This window comes from Pseudomonas sp. NMI760_13 (assembly GCF_021283245.1).
Taxonomy (GTDB): Bacteria; Pseudomonadota; Gammaproteobacteria; order Pseudomonadales; family Pseudomonadaceae; genus Aquipseudomonas; species Aquipseudomonas peradeniyensis.
In genome coordinates, this window is the sequence record NZ_JAJSRC010000028.1 from 49,623 (window position 1) to 66,192 (window position 16,570).

Genomic DNA, 16,570 nt, shown 5'->3' on the forward strand with positions numbered 1-16,570 from the left:
CAAATCCTCACTGGGCCGCGACGGCTGGCGTGTTGTAGAGCACGATCGCAGCGGTCACCAGCAAATTGATCAGGGTCAGCGGCAGGCAGAACTTCCAGCTGAAGTCCATCACCTGGTCATAGCGTGGGCGCGGGATCGAGGCGCGCAGCAGGATGAACAGCATGATGAAGAACGCGGTCTTCAGGGCGAACCACAGGAACGGTACTTGCGGCAGGATGCCGAACGGACCGTGCCAGCCACCGAAGAACAGGGTTACCAGCAGCGCCGAGATCAGGATGATGCCGATGTACTCACCGACGAAGAACATGCCCCATTTCATGCCGGCATATTCGATGTGGTAGCCGTCGGCCAGTTCCTGTTCCGCTTCCGGCTGGTCGAACGGGTGACGGTGAGTCACGGCGACGCCAGCGATGAAGAAGGTGCAGAAGCCGAAGAACTGCGGAATGATGAACCACAGGTTGTTGGCCTGGTATTCAACGATGTCGCGCATGTTGAACGAACCCACCTGCACCACCACGCCCATCAGCGCCAGGCCCAGGAACACTTCGTACGACACGGTCTGCGCCGAGGCCCGCAGGCTGCCCAGCAGGGCGTACTTGTTGTTCGACGACCAGCCGGCGAACAGCACGGCGTAGACCGACAGGCCAGCCATGGCGAAGAAGAACAGCAGGCCGATGTTCAGGTCGGCCACGCCCCAGCCCGGGGTGATCGGGATGATCGAGAAGCCGATCAGCAGGGCGCTCATGGCCACTACCGGCGCCAGGGTGAAGATCATCTTGTCGACGAAGGGCGGGTTCCAGTCTTCCTTGAAGAACATCTTCAGCATGTCGGCGGCGATCTGGAACATACCGAACGGGCCGACCCGGTTCGGACCGTAGCGGTCCTGCCACCAGCCCAGCAGGCGACGCTCGACGAAGCTGAGCAGCGCGCCGCAGACCACCACGGCCAGCAGCACCACGATGGCCTTGACGACCTGAATGATCACGTCGATCACTTCGGGGGTGAACCAGCTCATTGTGCTGCCTCCTGCAGGCCTTCGACGGCTGCACCGAAGATGGCGGGCGGAATGCCGGCCAGGCCTTTGGGCAACGCAACCAGGCCAGCGCCCAGTTCTTCATTGATACGCAGCGGCAGGCGCAGCGAAACACCGGCCACGTTCAGGCTCAGCAGCGCGCCGTCGTTGACGCCCAGGCGGTCGGCTTCGGACTTGGCCAGGCCGACGTAGGCGGCTGGAATACGCTCTTGTACCGGTGCGGCGCGCGAGGAACTCTCTTCGCTGCCGAACAGGTGGAAGAACGGTACGGCGGTCCAGGTGCCGCGAGCCGGGTTGAACGCGCCCGGAATGGCGGTGAACCAGTCGAGCTTGTCGCCTTGCGACTCGATCAGGCGCACGCCCGGGTCACCGGCACGCAGGTGGCCACCCACTTCGTCCTGGAACTTGTTCCAGGCCTGTGGCGAGTTCCAGCCTGGCGACCAGGCGAATGGCACCTGCTGGCGCGGTTCGGCCGAGCCCGAGTAGCCTTCCATGGAGAAGGCGAACGCGGTGTCCTTGTCCTGCGGGGTACGCGGCTCGTGCACGCTGATGTTGGCGCGCATGGCGGTACGGCCGGAGTAGCGCAGCGGCTCGCGGGCCAGCTTCATGCCCTTGATGCGGAAGGCTGCGCTTGGTGCGGCATTGATGATGCCGGCCAGTTGCGGCGCGGCTTCGGCGCAGGCGCTGGTGACGTGGTCCAGCTGGGTCCAGTCCACCGGCTTGTTCAGCAGGGTGGCACGCAGGGCGTGCATCCAGCGCCAGCCTTCGTGGATCTGGATGCTGCTGTCCAGGTACTGCGGGTCGAACACCTGGAAGAAGCGCTGGGCACGGCCTTCCTGGCTGACCAGGGTGCCGTCGCCTTCGGCGAACGAGGCGGCGGGCAGCACCAGGTGGGCGCGGTCGAGGGTCGGGGTCTTGGAGTGGTCGGCAACGATCACCACCTTGGCCGCGGCCAGGGCGGCGTCGACCTTGGCGGCCGGTACGCGGGCGTACAGGTCGTTTTCCAGCACGACGATGGCGTCGGCCTTGCCGCTGATCACGGCGTCCAGGGCCGCATCGACGGACTCGCCGCCCAGCATCGCCATGCCGAGGCTGTTGGCTTCAGGCACGACCAGGCTCAGCGAACCGTTCTTTTCGCGCAGCTTGAGGGCCTTGGCGATGTTGGCGGCGGCTTCGATCAGCGCAGGATCCGCCAGGGAAGTGCCGGCGACCACCAGCGGGCGGTTGGCGGCGACCAGGGCATCGGCGATGCGCTGGGCCAGGGCCTTGGCTTCGTCGTCCAGGCCGGCGACGGCAGGCGCGCTCGGGTCGATGGCGTGGGCCACGGCGAAACCGATGCGGGCCAGGTCAGCGGGAGCAGCGTGCACACACTCTTCGGCGACGTCGTCCAGCTTGGTTTCAGCCAAGGATGCGATGAACAGCGGGTACAGCGCGTGCTGGCCGATGTTCTTCACCGCAGCGTCCAGCCAAGGCTGTACGCGCATGGCGTCGGCCATGGCCTCGGCCTTGCCCTTGGTGGCCTGGCGCACGGCCAGGGCGACGCGGGCGGCGGTCTGGGTCAGGTCTTCACCGAGCACGAACACGGCGTCGTGGTCTTCGATGTCGCGCAGGGTCGGGACTGGCAGCGGGCTGTCGTTCAGCACGTTCAGCGCCAGGCGCACGCGGGCCAGTTCGCCAGCTTCCATACCGGAGTAGAAGTACTCGGCGCCGACCAGCTCACGCAGGCCATAGTTGCTCTCGAGGCTGGCGCGCGGCGAGCCGATACCGACGATGGTGCGGCCGCGCAGCAGGTCGGCGGCCTTGTCCAGGGCGGCGTCCAGGCCCAGCTTGCTGCCATCGGCGAGGAACGGCTGGCGCGGACGGTCCTTGCGGTTGACGTAGCCATAGCCGAAGCGGCCACGGTCGCACAGGAAGTACTGGTTCACCGAGCCGTTGAAACGGTTCTCGATGCGGCGCAGTTCGCCGTAGCGCTCGCCGGGGCTGATGTTGCAGCCGCTGGAGCAGCCATGGCAGATGCTCGGGGCGAACTGCATGTCCCACTTGCGGTTGTAACGCTCGGAGTGGGTCTTGTCGGTGAACACACCGGTCGGGCAGACCTCGGTGAGGTTGCCGGAGAACTCGCTTTCCAGCACGCCGTCTTCGACGCGACCGAAGTACACGTTGTCGTGGGCGCCGTATACGCCCAGGTCGGTGCCGCCGGCGTAGTCCTTGTAGTAGCGCACGCAGCGGTAGCAGGCGATGCAGCGGTTCATCTCATGGGCGATGAACGGGCCGAGGTCCTGGTTCTGGTGGGTACGCTTGGTGAAACGGTAGCGGCGCTCGTTGTGGCCGGTCATTACCGTCATGTCCTGCAGGTGGCAGTGACCGCCTTCCTCGCACACCGGGCAGTCGTGCGGGTGGTTGGTCATCAGCCATTCGACGACGCTGGCGCGGAACGCCTTGGACTCGTCATCGTCGATGGAGATCCAGGTGCCGTCGGAGGCAGGGGTCATGCAGGACATGACGATACGACCACGGGTGTCGTTCTCGTCGGTGTACTGCTTGACCGCGCACTGCCGGCAGGCGCCGACGCTACCGAGCGCCGGGTGCCAGCAGAAATAGGGGATGTCGAGGCCGAGCGACAGACAGGCCTGTAACAGGTTGTCCGCACCGTTGACTTCGAGCGCTTTGCCGTCTACGTGGATAGTGGCCATTGTTCAAAGTTCTTCGTTGGCCCGCGTGGGCGGGCGTGGCTAATGGAAATCGGTGAGCCTGCGGCCGGCCACGAATCGTTCGGGCCGGCCGGCGGGCTGGCGGATGGCACGGACCATCCGCTGTTCATCTTGTTATGCGCCGACCACGATCGGCTTCGCCAGGTTCGGGCGCAGGGCTTCGCTGCCAGCAGTGGCTGGGGCGACGCCGGCCTCGAACTCCGAGCGGAAATACTTGATGGCACTGCCCAATGGCTCGACGGCACCCGGTGCGTGAGCACAGAAGGTGCGGCCTGGGCCGAGGAAGTTGACCAGACCCAGCAGGGTCTCGATGTCTTCGGCGCGGCCCTGGCCTTTCTCCAGGGCGCGCAGCATCTTCACGCTCCATGGCAGGCCGTCGCGGCATGGCGTGCACCAGCCGCAGGATTCGCGGGCGAAGAACTCTTCCATGTTGCGCAGCAGCGAGACCATGTTGACGCTGTCGTCGACCGCCATGGCCAGGCCCGTACCCATACGGGTGCCGACCTTGGCGATGCCACCGGCGTACATCTGCGCATCGAGGTGCTCGGGCAGCAGGAAGCCGGTACCGGCGCCGCCTGGCTGCCAGCACTTGAGCTTGAAGCCGTCGCGCATGCCACCGGCGTAGTCTTCGAACAGCTCGCGGGCGGTGACGCCGAACGGCAGCTCCCACAGGCCCGGGTTCTTCACCTTGCCGGAGAAGCCCATCAGCTTGGTGCCGTGGTCTTCGCTGCCTTCGCGGGCCAGCGACTTGTACCAGTCGTTGCCGTTGGCGACGATGGCCGGCACGTTGCACAGGGTCTCGACGTTGTTCACGCAGGTCGGCTTGCCCCACACGCCGACGGCGGCAGGGAAGGGCGGCTTGGAGCGCGGGTTGGCGCGGCGGCCTTCGAGCGAGTTGATCAGCGCGGTTTCTTCACCGCAGATGTAGCGCCCGGCACCGGTGTGCACGAACAGCTCGAAATCAAAGCCCGAGCCGAGGATGTTCTTGCCCAGCAGGCCTGCGGCCTTGGCTTCGTCGATGGCGCGGTTGAGGTTCTTCGCCGCGGTGGTGTATTCGCCACGCAGGAAGATGTAGCCACGGTAGGCCTTCAGGGCGCGGGCGCTGATCAGCATGCCCTCGACCAGCAGATGGGGCTGTTGCTCCATCAGCATGCGGTCCTTCCAGGTGTTCGGCTCCATTTCATCCGCGTTGCACAGCAGGTAGCGGATGTTCATGGATTCGTCTTTGGGCATCAGGCCCCACTTCACGCCGGTGGGGAAGCCCGCGCCGCCACGGCCCTTGAGGCCGGAGTCCTTGACGGACTGGACGATATCGTCCTGGGACATCTCGGCCAGCGCCTTGCGGGCGGCGGCATAGCCGTTCTTGGCCTGGTACTCGGCCAGCCATACAGGCTCGCCGTCGTCGCGCAGGCGCCAGGTCAGCGGGTGGGTTTCGGCCGAACGCGCGATGCGGTTGGCCGGGCCGAAGGAAGTGATGGTCATACGTAACCCTCCAGCAGCTTGGAGACGCCGGCAGGCTGCACGTCGCCAAAGGTGTCGTCGTCGATCATCAGCGCCGGGGCTTTGTCGCAGTTGCCCAGGCAGCACACCGGCAGCAGGGTGAAACGCCCGTCCGCGGTGGTCTGGCCGAGACCGATGCCCAGCTCGCTCTGGATCTGGCTGACCACCGACTCGTGGCCGCCGATGTAGCAGACCATGCTGTCGCACACGCGGATGATGTGGCGGCCGACCGGCTGGCGGAAGATCTGGCTGTAGAAGGTGGCCACGCCCTCGACGTCGCTGGCGGGGATACCCAGCACTTCGCCGATGGCGTAGATGGCGCCGTCCGGCACCCAGCCGCGTTCCTTCTGGACGATCTTCAGGGCTTCGATGGACGCCGCGCGCGGGTCCTCGTAGTGGTGCATCTCGTGCTCGATGGCCGAGCGCTCGGTTTCGCTCAGGGCGAAACGGTCGGTTTGGATAAGCGTGCTGTTCATGCTTAGCGGTCCACGTCAGCCATAACGAAGTCGATACTGCCCAGGTACGCGATGAGGTCCGCGACCATGCTGCCTTTGATCACCGAAGGGATCTGCTGCAGGTGCGGGTAGCTCGGGGTACGGATCCGGGTGCGGTAGCTCATGGTGCCGCCATCGCTCGTCAGGTAGTAACTGTTGATGCCCTTGGTCGCCTCGATCATCTGGAACGACTCGTTGGCCGGCATGACCGGGCCCCACGAGACTTGCAGGAAGTGGGTGATCAGGGTCTCGATGTGCTGCAGGGTGCGCTCTTTCGGCGGCGGCGTGGTCAGCGGGTGATCCGCCTTGTACGGGCCTTCCGGCATGTTGCGCAGGCACTGGTCGATGATGCGGATACTCTGGCGCATCTCCTCGACGCGGACCATGCAGCGATCGTAGGCATCGCCGTTGTGGGCCAGCGGCACTTCGAACTCGAAGTTCTCGTAGCCGGAGTAAGGGCGGGCCTTACGCAGGTCGAAGTCGCAACCGGTGGAACGCAGGCCGGCACCGGTGGTGCCCCACTCCAGCGCTTCCTTGGTGTTGTAGGCAGCGACGCCGATGGTCCGGCCCTTGAGGATGCTGTTCTGCAGGGCGGCCTTGGTGTACTCGTCGAGGCGCTTGGGCAGCCATTCGACGAAGTCCTTGACCAGCTTGTCCCAGCCGCGCGGCAGGTCGTGGGCGACACCACCGATGCGGTACCAGGCCGGGTGCAGGCGGAAACCGGTGATCGCCTCGATCACGGTGTAGGCGCGCTGGCGGTCGGTGAAGGTGAAGAACACCGGGGTCATGGCGCCGACGTCCTGGATGTAGGTGCCCAGGAACAGCAGGTGGCTGGTGATGCGGAAGAACTCGGCGAGCATGATGCGAATCACGTCGACTTTCTGCGGCACCTGGATGCCGGCCAGCTTTTCCACCGCCAGTACGTACGGCAGGTTGTTCATCACCCCGCCGAGGTAGTCGATACGGTCGGTGTAGGGAATGAAGCTGTGCCAGGACTGACGCTCGGCCATCTTCTCGGCGCCACGGTGGTGGTAGCCGATGTCCGGGACGCAGTCGACGATCTCTTCACCGTCCAGCTGCAGGACGATACGGAAGGCACCGTGGGCGGACGGGTGGTTCGGGCCCAGGTTGAGGAACATGTAGTCCTCGTTGGCGCCCTGGCGCTTCATGCCCCAGGCTTCCGGGTTGAAGCGCGCCGATTCCTCTTCAAGCTGTTGCTTGGCCAGGGTCAGGCTGTAGGGATCGAACTCGGTGGCACGGGCGGGGTAGTCCTTGCGCAGCGGGTGCCCTTCCCAGGTCGGCGGCATCATGATACGGCTCAGGTGCGGGTGGCCGGCAAAGTCGATGCCGAACATGTCCCAGACTTCGCGCTCGTACCAGTTGGCGTTCGGCCAGATACCGGTCACCGTCGGCAGGTTCAGGTCGCCTTCGCTGAGCGACACCTTGATCATCACGTCGCTGTTACGCTCGACCGACAGCAGGTGGTAGAACACGCTGAAATCGGCGGCCGGCAGGCCGCGGCGCTGGGTGCGCAGGCGCTCGTCGACGCCGTGCAGGTCGTACAGCATGCTGTACGGTTTGGCGACGCCGCGCAGGAAACTGAGCACTTCCTTGAGCTGGGCACGTTTTACCCACAGTACCGGCATGCCGGTGCGGGTTTCCTGGGCGACGAATGCGTCGGCGCCAAAACGGTTGTGCAGTTCGACGACCACATCCTGGTCGTCAGCCTTGTAGGGCGGAATATAAATAGCGTTGTCCGCTGTCATGGTCTCGGTCGCTTTGGGTCAGCGTTAAGAATGAAGCCAGGCCGCCGGCTCCTTCGGGAGCGGGCGGCAGGTCGCTGGATCAGACTTCGTCGGGGCTGCGCAGGTTGGTTACCGCAATGCGCTGTTCGCGACGCAGGTCTTTCTGGGCGGGCATCTCGGCACGGTAGATGCCTTGATCACCAACCACCCAGGAAAGCGGGCGTCGTTCTTGGCCGATCGACTCCTGCAGCAGCATCAGGCCTTGCAGGAATGCCTCGGGGCGCGGCGGGCAGCCAGGCACATAGACGTCCACGGGGAGGAACTTGTCGACCCCCTGAACGACCGAGTAGATGTCGTACATGCCGCCGGAGTTGGCGCACGAACCCATGGAGATGACCCACTTGGGCTCGAGCATCTGCTCGTACAGGCGCTGGATGATCGGCGCCATCTTGACGAAGCAGGTACCGGCGATGACCATGAAGTCGGCCTGGCGCGGCGAGGCCCGGATGACTTCGGCGCCGAAGCGGGCGATGTCGTGGGGCGCCGTGAAGGCCGTGGTCATTTCCACGTAGCAGCAGGAAAGGCCGAAGTTGTACGGCCAGAGGGAGTTCTTGCGACCCCAGTTGACCGCGCCACGCAGCACATCTTCGAGTTTCCCCATGTAGATGTTCTTGTGGACCTGGTCTTCCAGCAGTTGATCGGTGACGGTTTCCCGCTCACCGACCGGATACTGCTCGTTGGGTGCGTCCGGATCGATTCTGGTGAGATTGTATTGCATGCCAAAGCCTCATTGTTTCAGCTTCGCTTGCCGCTTGCGGCGACCTTCGGGAGCCCAATCGAGCGCCCCGACGCGCCATAGGTAGACAAGACCTGCCAACAGAATTGCTATGAAAATGAGAGCTTCGACGAATCCGGTCCAGCCGCTTTCGCGGACGGACACAGACCATGCATACAGGAAGAGGGCTTCGATATCGAAGATCACGAACAGCATCGCGACCAGATAGAATTTGGCGGACAGGCGCAGGCGGGCACTGCCGACGGGCAGCATGCCGGATTCGAAGGGTTCGTTCTTGGCGCGACCCCAGGCCTTGCTACCGAGCAGGCTGGACAGGCCGAGCATGAAGGCACACAGGCCGACGACACCCAGGAGGAAGATGGCAAAGCCCCAGTTGTGGGCGATGAGTCCTGCCGAATCGGACATGCTAGAAATCCTTATACAGAGACCCAGCTCTGCAGTCTGAAATAAGTAGAGCGGCGACGTGGTGTCGCAGACGCAGTGACCAAATGTCGCAGCTGAATCAATCGCGCTGATTTTATGGGTAAACCCAGTGCAAGTAAAATTTCCGTTGCAAATTTATTCGTAGGTTTAAGAACAAAAATCTTTCGTAACTGGCTGAAAGCCTTGAGTTTCGGGCATTGCACGCGGATTTGTTAATTATGTTTCTTACCCCGCGTAACGACAGGCTAGTTGCGTAATGATAATTAATATCATTTAACCTGAGCTGTAATGTTTTAGCTGTTTTGGACCTTGCAAAGTTCATCTGCCGAGCGCCCCCTCTTGCAAATGCGAAAAACTCTCATTCTAGCAGCTTCTGGCATTGCTCGCACCGCTCTGGATCAATACTTTGTCGCTTGTGTCGCGGCTTACCGACGCGGCGATCAGCCACTGGCCGAGCCAGTAGAAGAGAATGATCAGGTACTCGGCGGCGGCGAACGGGCTGACGAAGCGGTCGATGCCGATCAGGCTGTCGGAGAATACAAATGCACAGGCGCCCAGCGCGGCCAGGCCACCACAGGCCAGGGCGCGCCAGAGCATGGCGCCGATGGTCAGGGCGTAGAGCGCCACTGGAATCAGCAGTGGGCCCAGGCCATGGCCGGCGAGCAGGCCGAACAGCGAACCGCCGATCAGCACGGCGCAGGCCAGGGCCGGGTAGGCCGGGCGTCGCGTGAGGCTGCAGTAGCCGCGCAGGTAGGCCAGGTGCGCGCAGAGGAATGCCCCAAGGCCGAACACGAACAGGTCTCGGGGGATCGCCAGGAGTATGTCGCCGAGCACCGAGAAGGCCAGGCCGAGGATGATCCAGCGGCGATAGGGTGTGGCGGGGGTGGTGCTCAGCCAGGCAATCAGTGCGAGCACCGGAATGGGTTTGACCAGCAGGCCGAGCAGGGCGTTGTCGCTGGCCAGCGCGTATAGATAGAAGGCGGCGGCTGCGACGGCGAGGGTAAGCAGGTGGCCAGGGCGGGGCATGGGCAGTCCTTGCTGTGGAGTAGCCACAAGCTTAGACCTGATCCTGGGTTTTGCTGGTAATGCGGTCCCTGTAGGAGCGGCCTTGTGCCGCGAAAGGGGCGCGAAGCGGCCCCGCGATCTCTACATCATGCAAAATCGCCGGGGCTGCTGCGCAGCCCTTTCGCGGCACAAGGCCGCTCCTACAGAGGAGCTGGGCTTGGCCTGAAAATGAACAAGGCCCGGGATCCTCGCGAATCCCGGGCCTTGCTCAACAGCTCACCGCACTCAGTGGAACTGCTCTTCCTCGGTCGAACCGGTCAGTGCGGTCACCGACGATGCGCCACCCTGGATCACGGTGGTCATGTCGTCGAAGTAGCCAGTGCCCACTTCCTGCTGGTGCGCGACGAAGGTGTAGCCTTTGCTCGCGTCGGCGAATTCCTGCTCCTGCAGCTTCACGTAGGCGGTCATGTCGTTGCGGGCGTAGTCGTGCGCCAGGTTGAACATGCCGTGCCACATGTTGTGGATGCCGGCCAGGGTGATGAACTGGTGCTTGTAGCCCATGGCCGACAGCTCGCGCTGGAACTTGGCGATGGTGGCGTCGTCCAGGTTCTTCTTCCAGTTGAAGGAAGGCGAGCAGTTGTACGACAGGATCTGGTCCGGGTACTCCTTCTTGATCGCCTCGGCGAAGCGGCGGGCTTCATCCAGGTCCGGCTTGGCGGTTTCGCACCAGATCAGGTCGGCATACGGCGCGTAGGCCAGGCCGCGGGAGATGGCCTGGTCGAGGCCGGCACGGACTTTGTAGAAGCCTTCACGGGTACGCTCGCCGATCACGAACGGCTGGTCGTACGGGTCGCAGTCGCTGGTCAGCAGGTCGGCGGCGTTGGCGTCGGTGCGGGCCAGGATGATGGTCGGTACACCGGCAACGTCAGCGGCCAGGCGGGCAGCCACCAGCTTCTGTACGGCTTCCTGGGTCGGTACCAGTACCTTGCCGCCCATGTGGCCGCATTTCTTGACCGAGGCCAGCTGGTCTTCGAAGTGCACGCCGGCGGCGCCTGCTTCGATCATGTTCTTCATCAGCTCGTAGGCGTTCAGCACACCGCCGAAACCGGCTTCGGCGTCAGCCACGATCGGTGCGAAGTAGTCGATGTAGCCTTCGTCGCCCGGGTTCTTGCCGGCTTTCCACTGGATCTGGTCGGCGCGACGGAACGAGTTGTTGATGCGCTTGACCACGGTCGGTACCGAGTCGACCGGGTACAGCGACTGGTCGGGGTACATCGACTCGGCCGAGTTGTTGTCGGCGGCAACCTGCCAGCCGGACAGGTAGATGGCCTGGATGCCGGCTTTTACCTGCTGCACTGCCTGGCCACCGGTCAGGGCACCCATGCAGTTGACGAAATCTTTTTCTGGGCGGAAGGACGGGTGGGCACCTTGGGTGACCAGCTTCCACAGTTTTTCTGCGCCTTGGCGAGCAAAGGTGTGCTCTGGCTGCAGCGAGCCACGCAGGCGAACGACATCAGCGGCGGTGTAGGTACGGGTCACGCCTTTCCAGCGCGGGTTTTCGGCCCAGTCTTTCTCGAGGGCTGCAATTTGCTGTTCGCGTGTCAGTGCCATGGAAATAAACCTCGTCGCATCGATCTTGAGTGTAATTGTGCTGATGCTCGGATACGCGGATCAGAAGCCAGGCGGCTGTCCTGTCCGGGGGAGTGCGGCGGCGAACGCAGGAGGCTCGAAGGGGAAGGGTTGTGCAGGCCAGGCGAAGGTGTGCCCTGCAGGTCGGCTCGTGGTTGCCTTGCTGCGGTGCGACGCGATTGCCAGAACTGCGGTGATGCGCTTCCGTCCCTCGGGACAACTTCTTCGTTGCAGTCGCAATCCCGTCGAACCGCCTTGTGGGCCGTATGGACACGAGGTGCCTCCACGGTGGGAGGAGCGCACCTCGAAGACCCTTGCCAGGGCCTCTGATTAGCGGGAGCGAGGCCATCATGCCCTTGCCGAAAAGAGCCTGTCAAATGTTTTGTAGTGCTTTTTCCGGCTTACTACATCTTTGGTCTAATGCGACTTGGTGGTCAGTTTCAAGGCCTTTGGTCGAGGCCTTGAATTGCCTGGGTTCAGTCGAGAAGGTCGACTTTCACCCGCAAAGTCATGTTTTCACCGCGCTGGGTGCTGTAACTGAGGCTTGACGCGCTGCGTTCGGATTGGCTCTGCTGGTTGAACCCGGCCAGGGTGATCCACTCGCCGAGCTTGCCGGTGACGGTCGTGTCGGTGCTCTGCACTTTCACTACATCGGCACGTTCCTGGCTCATTCGATCATTATTGGTGCTGATTTGCAGGCGAACCGTGTCGCCGCTCAGGCGCGGGGTGACGTAGAAACCCTGGGTGACATTGCGGTATTCGGTGTTGCTCTGGATGCGCCCGTAACCGTCGGTGGCGGTGCTGGTGACGGGGATGCTCTGGCCCACCTGGATCAGTGCCGGCTGGCCGTCGCTGGCCTGCACCTGCTGCATGCCGCCTTCGCGGTTGGCGGTGCCGTAGCGGATCACGCGGGCGTTGCCGCGGTTGTCCTGGAAGTTGCTGTCGTTGTTGTCGACGCTGATCAGCAGGCGTTTGGGCGCGGTGTCGAGCTGCTGCAGCAGGGCGCGCAGGTCGTCGATGCGTTCCTGGCTGGCGTTGACGATCAGCTTGTCCTCGAAGGTGCTGACGCTGCCGTCCTTGCCCAGGAACGACTGGGCGGCGGGCAGCAGCTCGGCGCTGCTGCGGTGTTGCAGGGGGATGACCTCGGTGGCGGCCTGGGCGGTAAGGCTGGCGGCCAGCAGCAGGGAGGCGAGCAGGGGGCGTAGCGGCATGTCCATGATCTCCGCGGGTGGAATGGACATGATGGCAAATTTGCGTGCAACTTGCCGTGCGGATTGACGGTGGCTGCTGTCAGACAAATTCCGTACCATCGCGCCCCTCGATTTCCAGTCTCGCCCCCAAAAGGCAACGCATGTCTTGTGGGAGCGGGTTTACCCGCGAATGCGTCAGGGAATGCACCATCGCATTCGCGGGTAAACCCGCTCCCACAGGTAATGTGTGCTGCCATTGCTGTCTGTACAGGACCTCCATGAAACCCGCCCGACTTCGCGCCGACCTGCTCGCCGGCCTCACCACTTCCTTCGCCCTGGTGCCGGAGTGCATCGCCTTCGCCCTGGTGGCGCACCTCAACCCGTTGATGGGGCTGTACGGCGCCTTCATCATCTGCACCCTGACGGCCTTGTTCGGTGGCCGTCCCGGCATGATCTCCGGCGCCGCTGGCTCCATGGCGGTGGTGATCGTCGCCCTGGTGGTGCAGCACGGCGCCCAGTACTTGCTGGCCACGGTGCTGCTCGGCGGGGTAGTGATGATCCTGTTCGGCGCGTTGCGCCTGGGCAAGCTGGTGCGCCTGGTGCCTTACCCGGTGATGCTCGGCTTCGTCAACGGCCTGGCCATCGTCATCGCCCTGGCCCAGCTGGAGCACTTCAAGGACGGCGAGCACTGGCTTGGCGGGACGCCCCTGTACCTGATGATCGGCCTGGTGGCGCTGACCATGCTGGTGGTCTACCTCCTGCCGAAGCTGACCCGGGCCGTGCCGCCGGCGCTGGTGGCGATCCTCGGCGTCGGCCTGCTGGTCTACCTGCTCGACCTGCCGACCCGCACCCTTGGCGACATGGCCCATATCGCCGGCGGCCTGCCGCACCTGGCCCTGCCGGAGGTGCCCTGGAACCTCGAGACCCTGAAGATCATCGCGCCTTACGCATTCCTGATGGCCATGGTCGGTCTGCTGGAAACCCTGCTGACCCTCAACCTCACCGACGAGATCACCGAGAGCCGCGGCTATCCGGACCGCGAATGCGTGGCCCTGGGCGCGGCCAACATGGTCTCGGGCCTGTGCGGCGGCATGGGCGGTTGCGCGATGATCGGCCAGACCGTGATCAACCTCAGCTCCAATGGCCGTGGACGTCTGTCGGGCGTTGTGGCCGGGGTTATGATCCTGCTGTTCATCCTGTTCCTGTCGCCGCTGATCGAGCGCATTCCGCTGGCCGCGCTGGTGGGGGTGATGTTCGTGGTGGCCCAGCAGACCTTCGCCTGGGCCTCGCTGCGGGTGCTGCACAAGGTGCCGGTCAGCGATGTGCTGGCGATCATCGCGGTGACCGTGGTCACAGTGTTCACCGACCTGGCCATGGCGGTGATGTTCGGTATCGTCATCGCGGCGATCAACTTCGCCTGGCAGCATGCTCGGGAGCTGTACGCCAACAGCCATGTGGATGCTGAGGGGGCCAAGCATTACCAGGTGCATGGCACGCTGTTCTTCGCCTCGACCACGCCGTTTCTCAACCAGTTCGATCCCGCTGGTGACCCGGTCAAGGTCACGCTGGATTGCCAGCACCTGAGCTTTGTCGATTATTCGGCGATCGCTGCGTTGCAGACCTTACGCGAGCGGTATGCCAAGGCCGGCAAGCAGTTGCGGGTGGTGCACCTGTCGGAGCGCTGCAAGAAGCTGCTCAAGCGGGCGGGTGAGCAACACTGAAGGCACGATACCTGTAGGAGCGGCCTTGCGCCGCGAAAGGGCCGCAAGGCGGCCCCGGCGATCTTTGCCCAACACTGAAATCCTGGGGCCGCTTCGCGACCCTTTCGCGGCGCAAGGCCGCTCCTACAGAGGGCGTGCTCCCTACGACTCGCCGCGATTCTTCTTCACGATGGCATCGGCAATGCTCGCAGGTGCTTCGGCATAGCGGGTGAACTCCATCGAGAAACTGGCCCGACCCTGGGTCATCGAGCGCATCGAGGTGGCGTAGCCGAACATCTCGCCCAGCGGCACCTCGGCACGGATCACCTTGCCGGCCGGAGTCTCGTCGCCGTCCTGGATCATCCCCCGGCGGCGGCTCAGGTCGCCGAGGATATCGCCCTGGTACTCCTCGGGCGTCACCACCTCGACCTTCATCACCGGCTCCAGCAGCACCGCGCCGCCTTTCTGCGACAACTGCTTGGTGGCCATCGAAGCGGCAATTTTGTAGGCCATCTCGCTGGAGTCAACGTCATGAGACGAGCCATCGAACACTGCGGCCTTAAGATTGAGTAGCGGATAGCCGGCGAGCACGCCGTTCTTCATCTGCTCTTCAATGCCTTTCTGGATGGCTGGAATGTACTCCTTCGGTACAACACCTCCGACTACTTCGTTGGCGAACTCCAACCCTTCCTTGCCATCGGTACCGGGTTCGAAACGGATCCAGCAATGCCCATACTGGCCGCGACCGCCGGACTGGCGAACAAACTTGCCCTCGATTTCGCACTTGTTGCGGATCTTTTCGCGGTAAGCCACCTGTGGCTTGCCAATATTTGCCTCGACGCCAAACTCCCGCTTCATACGGTCGACGATGATGTCCAGATGCAGCTCGCCCATGCCCGAAATGATAGTCTGGCCGGTCTCTTCGTCGGTCTTGACCCGGAACGACGGGTCCTCCTGGGCCAGCTTGCCCAGGGCGATGCCCATCTTCTCCTGGTCGCCCTTGGTCTTGGGCTCCACCGCCACCGAGATCACCGGGTCGGGGAAGTCCATGCGCTCGAGGATGATCGGCTTGTCCATGTCGCACAGGGTGTCGCCGGTGGTGACGTCCTTCATGCCGATCAGCGCGGCGATGTCGCCGGCGCACACATCCTTGATCTCGGCGCGCTGGTTGGCGTGCATCTGCACCATGCGGCCGATGCGTTCCTTCTTGCCCTTGACCGAATTGAGCACGGCGTTGCCGGAGCTGAGCACGCCGGAATACACCCGGGCGAAGGTCAGGGTGCCGACGAACGGGTCGGTGGCGATCTTGAAGGCCAGGGCCGAGAAGGGTTCCTTGTCGTCGGCGTGGCGTTCCAGGTGCTTCTCTTCGTCGTCCGGATCGGTGCCCTTGATCGCCGGGATCTCGCTGGGGGCGGGCAGGTAGTCGATCACCGCGTCGAGCATCAGCGGCACGCCCTTGTTCTTGAACGACGAGCCGAGGATGGTCGGCACAATCTCGTTGGCGATGGTGCGTTGGCGCAGGGCGGCCTTGATTTCCTCGATGGTGAACTCCTCGCCGTCGAGGAATTTCAGGGTCAGCTCTTCACTGGCATCGGCCGCAGCCTCGATCATATGGGCACGCCATTCGTCGGCCAGGGCCTGCAGCTCGGCGGGGATCGCTTCTTCACGGTAGCTGGTGCCCTGGTCGGCGTCGTTCCAGTAGATGGCCTTCATCTTCACCAGGTCGATCTGGCCGATGAAGTGTTCCTCGCTGCCGATGGCCAGCTGGATCGGCACCGGATGGTGGCCCAGGCGCTGGTCGATCTGCTTCACCACCCGCAGGAAGTCAGCGCCCTGGCGGTCCATCTTGTTGATGTAGGCCAGGCGCGGCACATGGTACTTGTTGGCCTGGCGCCATACGGTCTCGGACTGCGGCTCGACGCCGTCGGCGCCGCTGAACACCACCACCGCGCCATCGAGCACGCGCAGCGAGCGCTCGACCTCGATGGTGAAGTCGACGTGGCCGGGGGTGTCGATGATGTTGAAGCGGTACTTGTGCTCGAACTGCTTGGTCGAGCCTTGCCAGAAGGCCGTGGTGGCCGCCGAGGTGATGGTGATGCCGCGCTCCTGCTCCTGGGCCATCCAGTCCATGGTCGCGGCGCCGTCGTGCACCTCGCCCATCTTGTGGTTGACCCCGGTGTAGAACAGGATCCGCTCGGTGGTGGTGGTCTTGCCGGCATCCACGTGGGCAACGATACCGATGTTGCGGTACAGCTCGATGGGGGTCGTGCGGGCCATGGTCGGATCACCTGTGGGTGAGGATTCTCCCAAGGTAGCAGAGCGGGAGAATCCTGCCGGGGCGACC

The 16,570-nt window shown here is 63.7% G+C and carries 12 protein-coding genes; 1 reads left to right on the forward strand and 11 read right to left on the reverse strand.

Annotated features, from left to right (window positions below; genetic code table 11):
- Positions 1 to 7: 7 nt before the first annotated feature.
- The 10 genes from nuoH to LU671_RS23345 all read right to left on the reverse strand — a co-directional run bounded on the left by nuoH (position 8) and on the right by LU671_RS23345 (position 12,577).
- Entirely contained in the window at positions 8 to 1,015 is a 1,008-nt protein-coding gene (gene nuoH, locus LU671_RS23300) for an NADH-quinone oxidoreductase subunit NuoH (protein ID WP_050706494.1), read from the reverse strand.
- Complete coding sequence (gene nuoG, locus LU671_RS23305) at positions 1,012 to 3,726, reverse strand: NADH-quinone oxidoreductase subunit NuoG (RefSeq protein ID WP_232857025.1); 2,715 nt, start codon at positions 3,724 to 3,726, stop codon at positions 1,012 to 1,014. The genes nuoH and nuoG overlap by 4 nt, the downstream gene beginning before the upstream one ends.
- A 132-nt stretch (positions 3,727 to 3,858) precedes the next feature.
- Positions 3,859 to 5,226, reverse strand: a complete 1,368-nt coding sequence (gene nuoF, locus LU671_RS23310; protein ID WP_203652033.1) for an NADH-quinone oxidoreductase subunit NuoF — start codon at positions 5,224 to 5,226, stop codon at positions 3,859 to 3,861.
- Positions 5,223 to 5,720, reverse strand: a complete 498-nt coding sequence (nuoE, locus tag LU671_RS23315) for an NADH-quinone oxidoreductase subunit NuoE (protein WP_012313767.1) — start codon at positions 5,718 to 5,720, stop codon at positions 5,223 to 5,225. Before nuoE ends, nuoF begins: the two co-directional genes overlap by 4 nt.
- A 2-nt stretch (positions 5,721 to 5,722) precedes the next feature.
- Entirely contained in the window at positions 5,723 to 7,504 is a 1,782-nt protein-coding gene (nuoC, locus tag LU671_RS23320; RefSeq protein WP_110733467.1) for an NADH-quinone oxidoreductase subunit C/D, read from the reverse strand.
- 79 nt (positions 7,505 to 7,583) lie between these two features.
- A complete protein-coding gene (locus LU671_RS23325) occupies positions 7,584 to 8,261 on the reverse strand; it encodes a NuoB/complex I 20 kDa subunit family protein (RefSeq protein WP_008096180.1) in 678 nt (225 codons plus the stop codon).
- A 9-nt stretch (positions 8,262 to 8,270) separates the two neighbouring features.
- Positions 8,271 to 8,684, reverse strand: coding sequence for an NADH-quinone oxidoreductase subunit A (locus LU671_RS23330; RefSeq protein ID WP_028692461.1), 414 nt, complete (start codon positions 8,682 to 8,684; stop codon positions 8,271 to 8,273).
- A gap of 381 nt (positions 8,685 to 9,065) precedes the next feature.
- Positions 9,066 to 9,728, reverse strand: coding sequence for a lysoplasmalogenase (locus tag LU671_RS23335; protein ID WP_232857027.1), 663 nt, complete (start codon positions 9,726 to 9,728; stop codon positions 9,066 to 9,068).
- 264 nt (positions 9,729 to 9,992) lie between these two features.
- Positions 9,993 to 11,318 (reverse strand): isocitrate lyase, encoded by a 1,326-nt coding sequence (gene aceA / locus LU671_RS23340; RefSeq protein WP_203652037.1) that lies wholly within the window; start codon positions 11,316 to 11,318, stop codon positions 9,993 to 9,995.
- Positions 11,319 to 11,812: 494 nt separating this feature from the next.
- Complete coding sequence (locus tag LU671_RS23345; RefSeq protein WP_177330852.1) at positions 11,813 to 12,577, reverse strand: secretin N-terminal domain-containing protein; 765 nt, start codon at positions 12,575 to 12,577, stop codon at positions 11,813 to 11,815.
- Positions 12,578 to 12,804: 227 nt separating this feature from the next.
- Between LU671_RS23345 and LU671_RS23350 the strand changes: the two genes are divergently transcribed.
- Positions 12,805 to 14,247 (forward strand): SulP family inorganic anion transporter, encoded by a 1,443-nt coding sequence (locus tag LU671_RS23350; RefSeq protein WP_232857028.1) that lies wholly within the window; start codon positions 12,805 to 12,807, stop codon positions 14,245 to 14,247.
- A gap of 141 nt (positions 14,248 to 14,388) precedes the next feature.
- On the opposite strand, the gene fusA is transcribed toward LU671_RS23350, so the two are convergent.
- A complete protein-coding gene (gene fusA, locus LU671_RS23355) occupies positions 14,389 to 16,503 on the reverse strand; it encodes an elongation factor G (RefSeq protein ID WP_232857029.1) in 2,115 nt (704 codons plus the stop codon).
- Between the last annotated feature and the right edge of the window lie 67 nt (positions 16,504 to 16,570).

Excerpts from the sequence above, each read along its gene's own strand:
- fusA (WP_232857029.1), bottom strand. The coding sequence starts at position 16,503 with ATGGCCCGCACGACCCCCATCGAGCTGTACCGCAACATCGGTATCGTT.
- LU671_RS23345 (WP_177330852.1), bottom strand. The coding sequence starts at position 12,577 with ATGTCCATTCCACCCGCGGAGATCATGGACATGCCGCTACGCCCCCTG.
- aceA (WP_203652037.1), bottom strand. The coding sequence starts at position 11,318 with ATGGCACTGACACGCGAACAGCAAATTGCAGCCCTCGAGAAAGACTGG.
- LU671_RS23330 (WP_028692461.1), bottom strand. The coding sequence starts at position 8,684 with ATGTCCGATTCGGCAGGACTCATCGCCCACAACTGGGGCTTTGCCATC.
- LU671_RS23325 (WP_008096180.1), bottom strand. The coding sequence starts at position 8,261 with ATGCAATACAATCTCACCAGAATCGATCCGGACGCACCCAACGAGCAG.
- LU671_RS23335 (WP_232857027.1), bottom strand. The coding sequence starts at position 9,728 with ATGCCCCGCCCTGGCCACCTGCTTACCCTCGCCGTCGCAGCCGCCGCC.
- nuoG (WP_232857025.1), bottom strand. The coding sequence starts at position 3,726 with ATGGCCACTATCCACGTAGACGGCAAAGCGCTCGAAGTCAACGGTGCG.
- nuoE (WP_012313767.1), bottom strand. The coding sequence starts at position 5,720 with ATGAACAGCACGCTTATCCAAACCGACCGTTTCGCCCTGAGCGAAACC.
- LU671_RS23350 (WP_232857028.1), top strand. The coding sequence starts at position 12,805 with ATGAAACCCGCCCGACTTCGCGCCGACCTGCTCGCCGGCCTCACCACT.
- nuoF (WP_203652033.1), bottom strand. The coding sequence starts at position 5,226 with ATGACCATCACTTCCTTCGGCCCGGCCAACCGCATCGCGCGTTCGGCC.
- nuoH (WP_050706494.1), bottom strand. The coding sequence starts at position 1,015 with ATGAGCTGGTTCACCCCCGAAGTGATCGACGTGATCATTCAGGTCGTC.
- nuoC (WP_110733467.1), bottom strand. The coding sequence starts at position 7,504 with ATGACAGCGGACAACGCTATTTATATTCCGCCCTACAAGGCTGACGAC.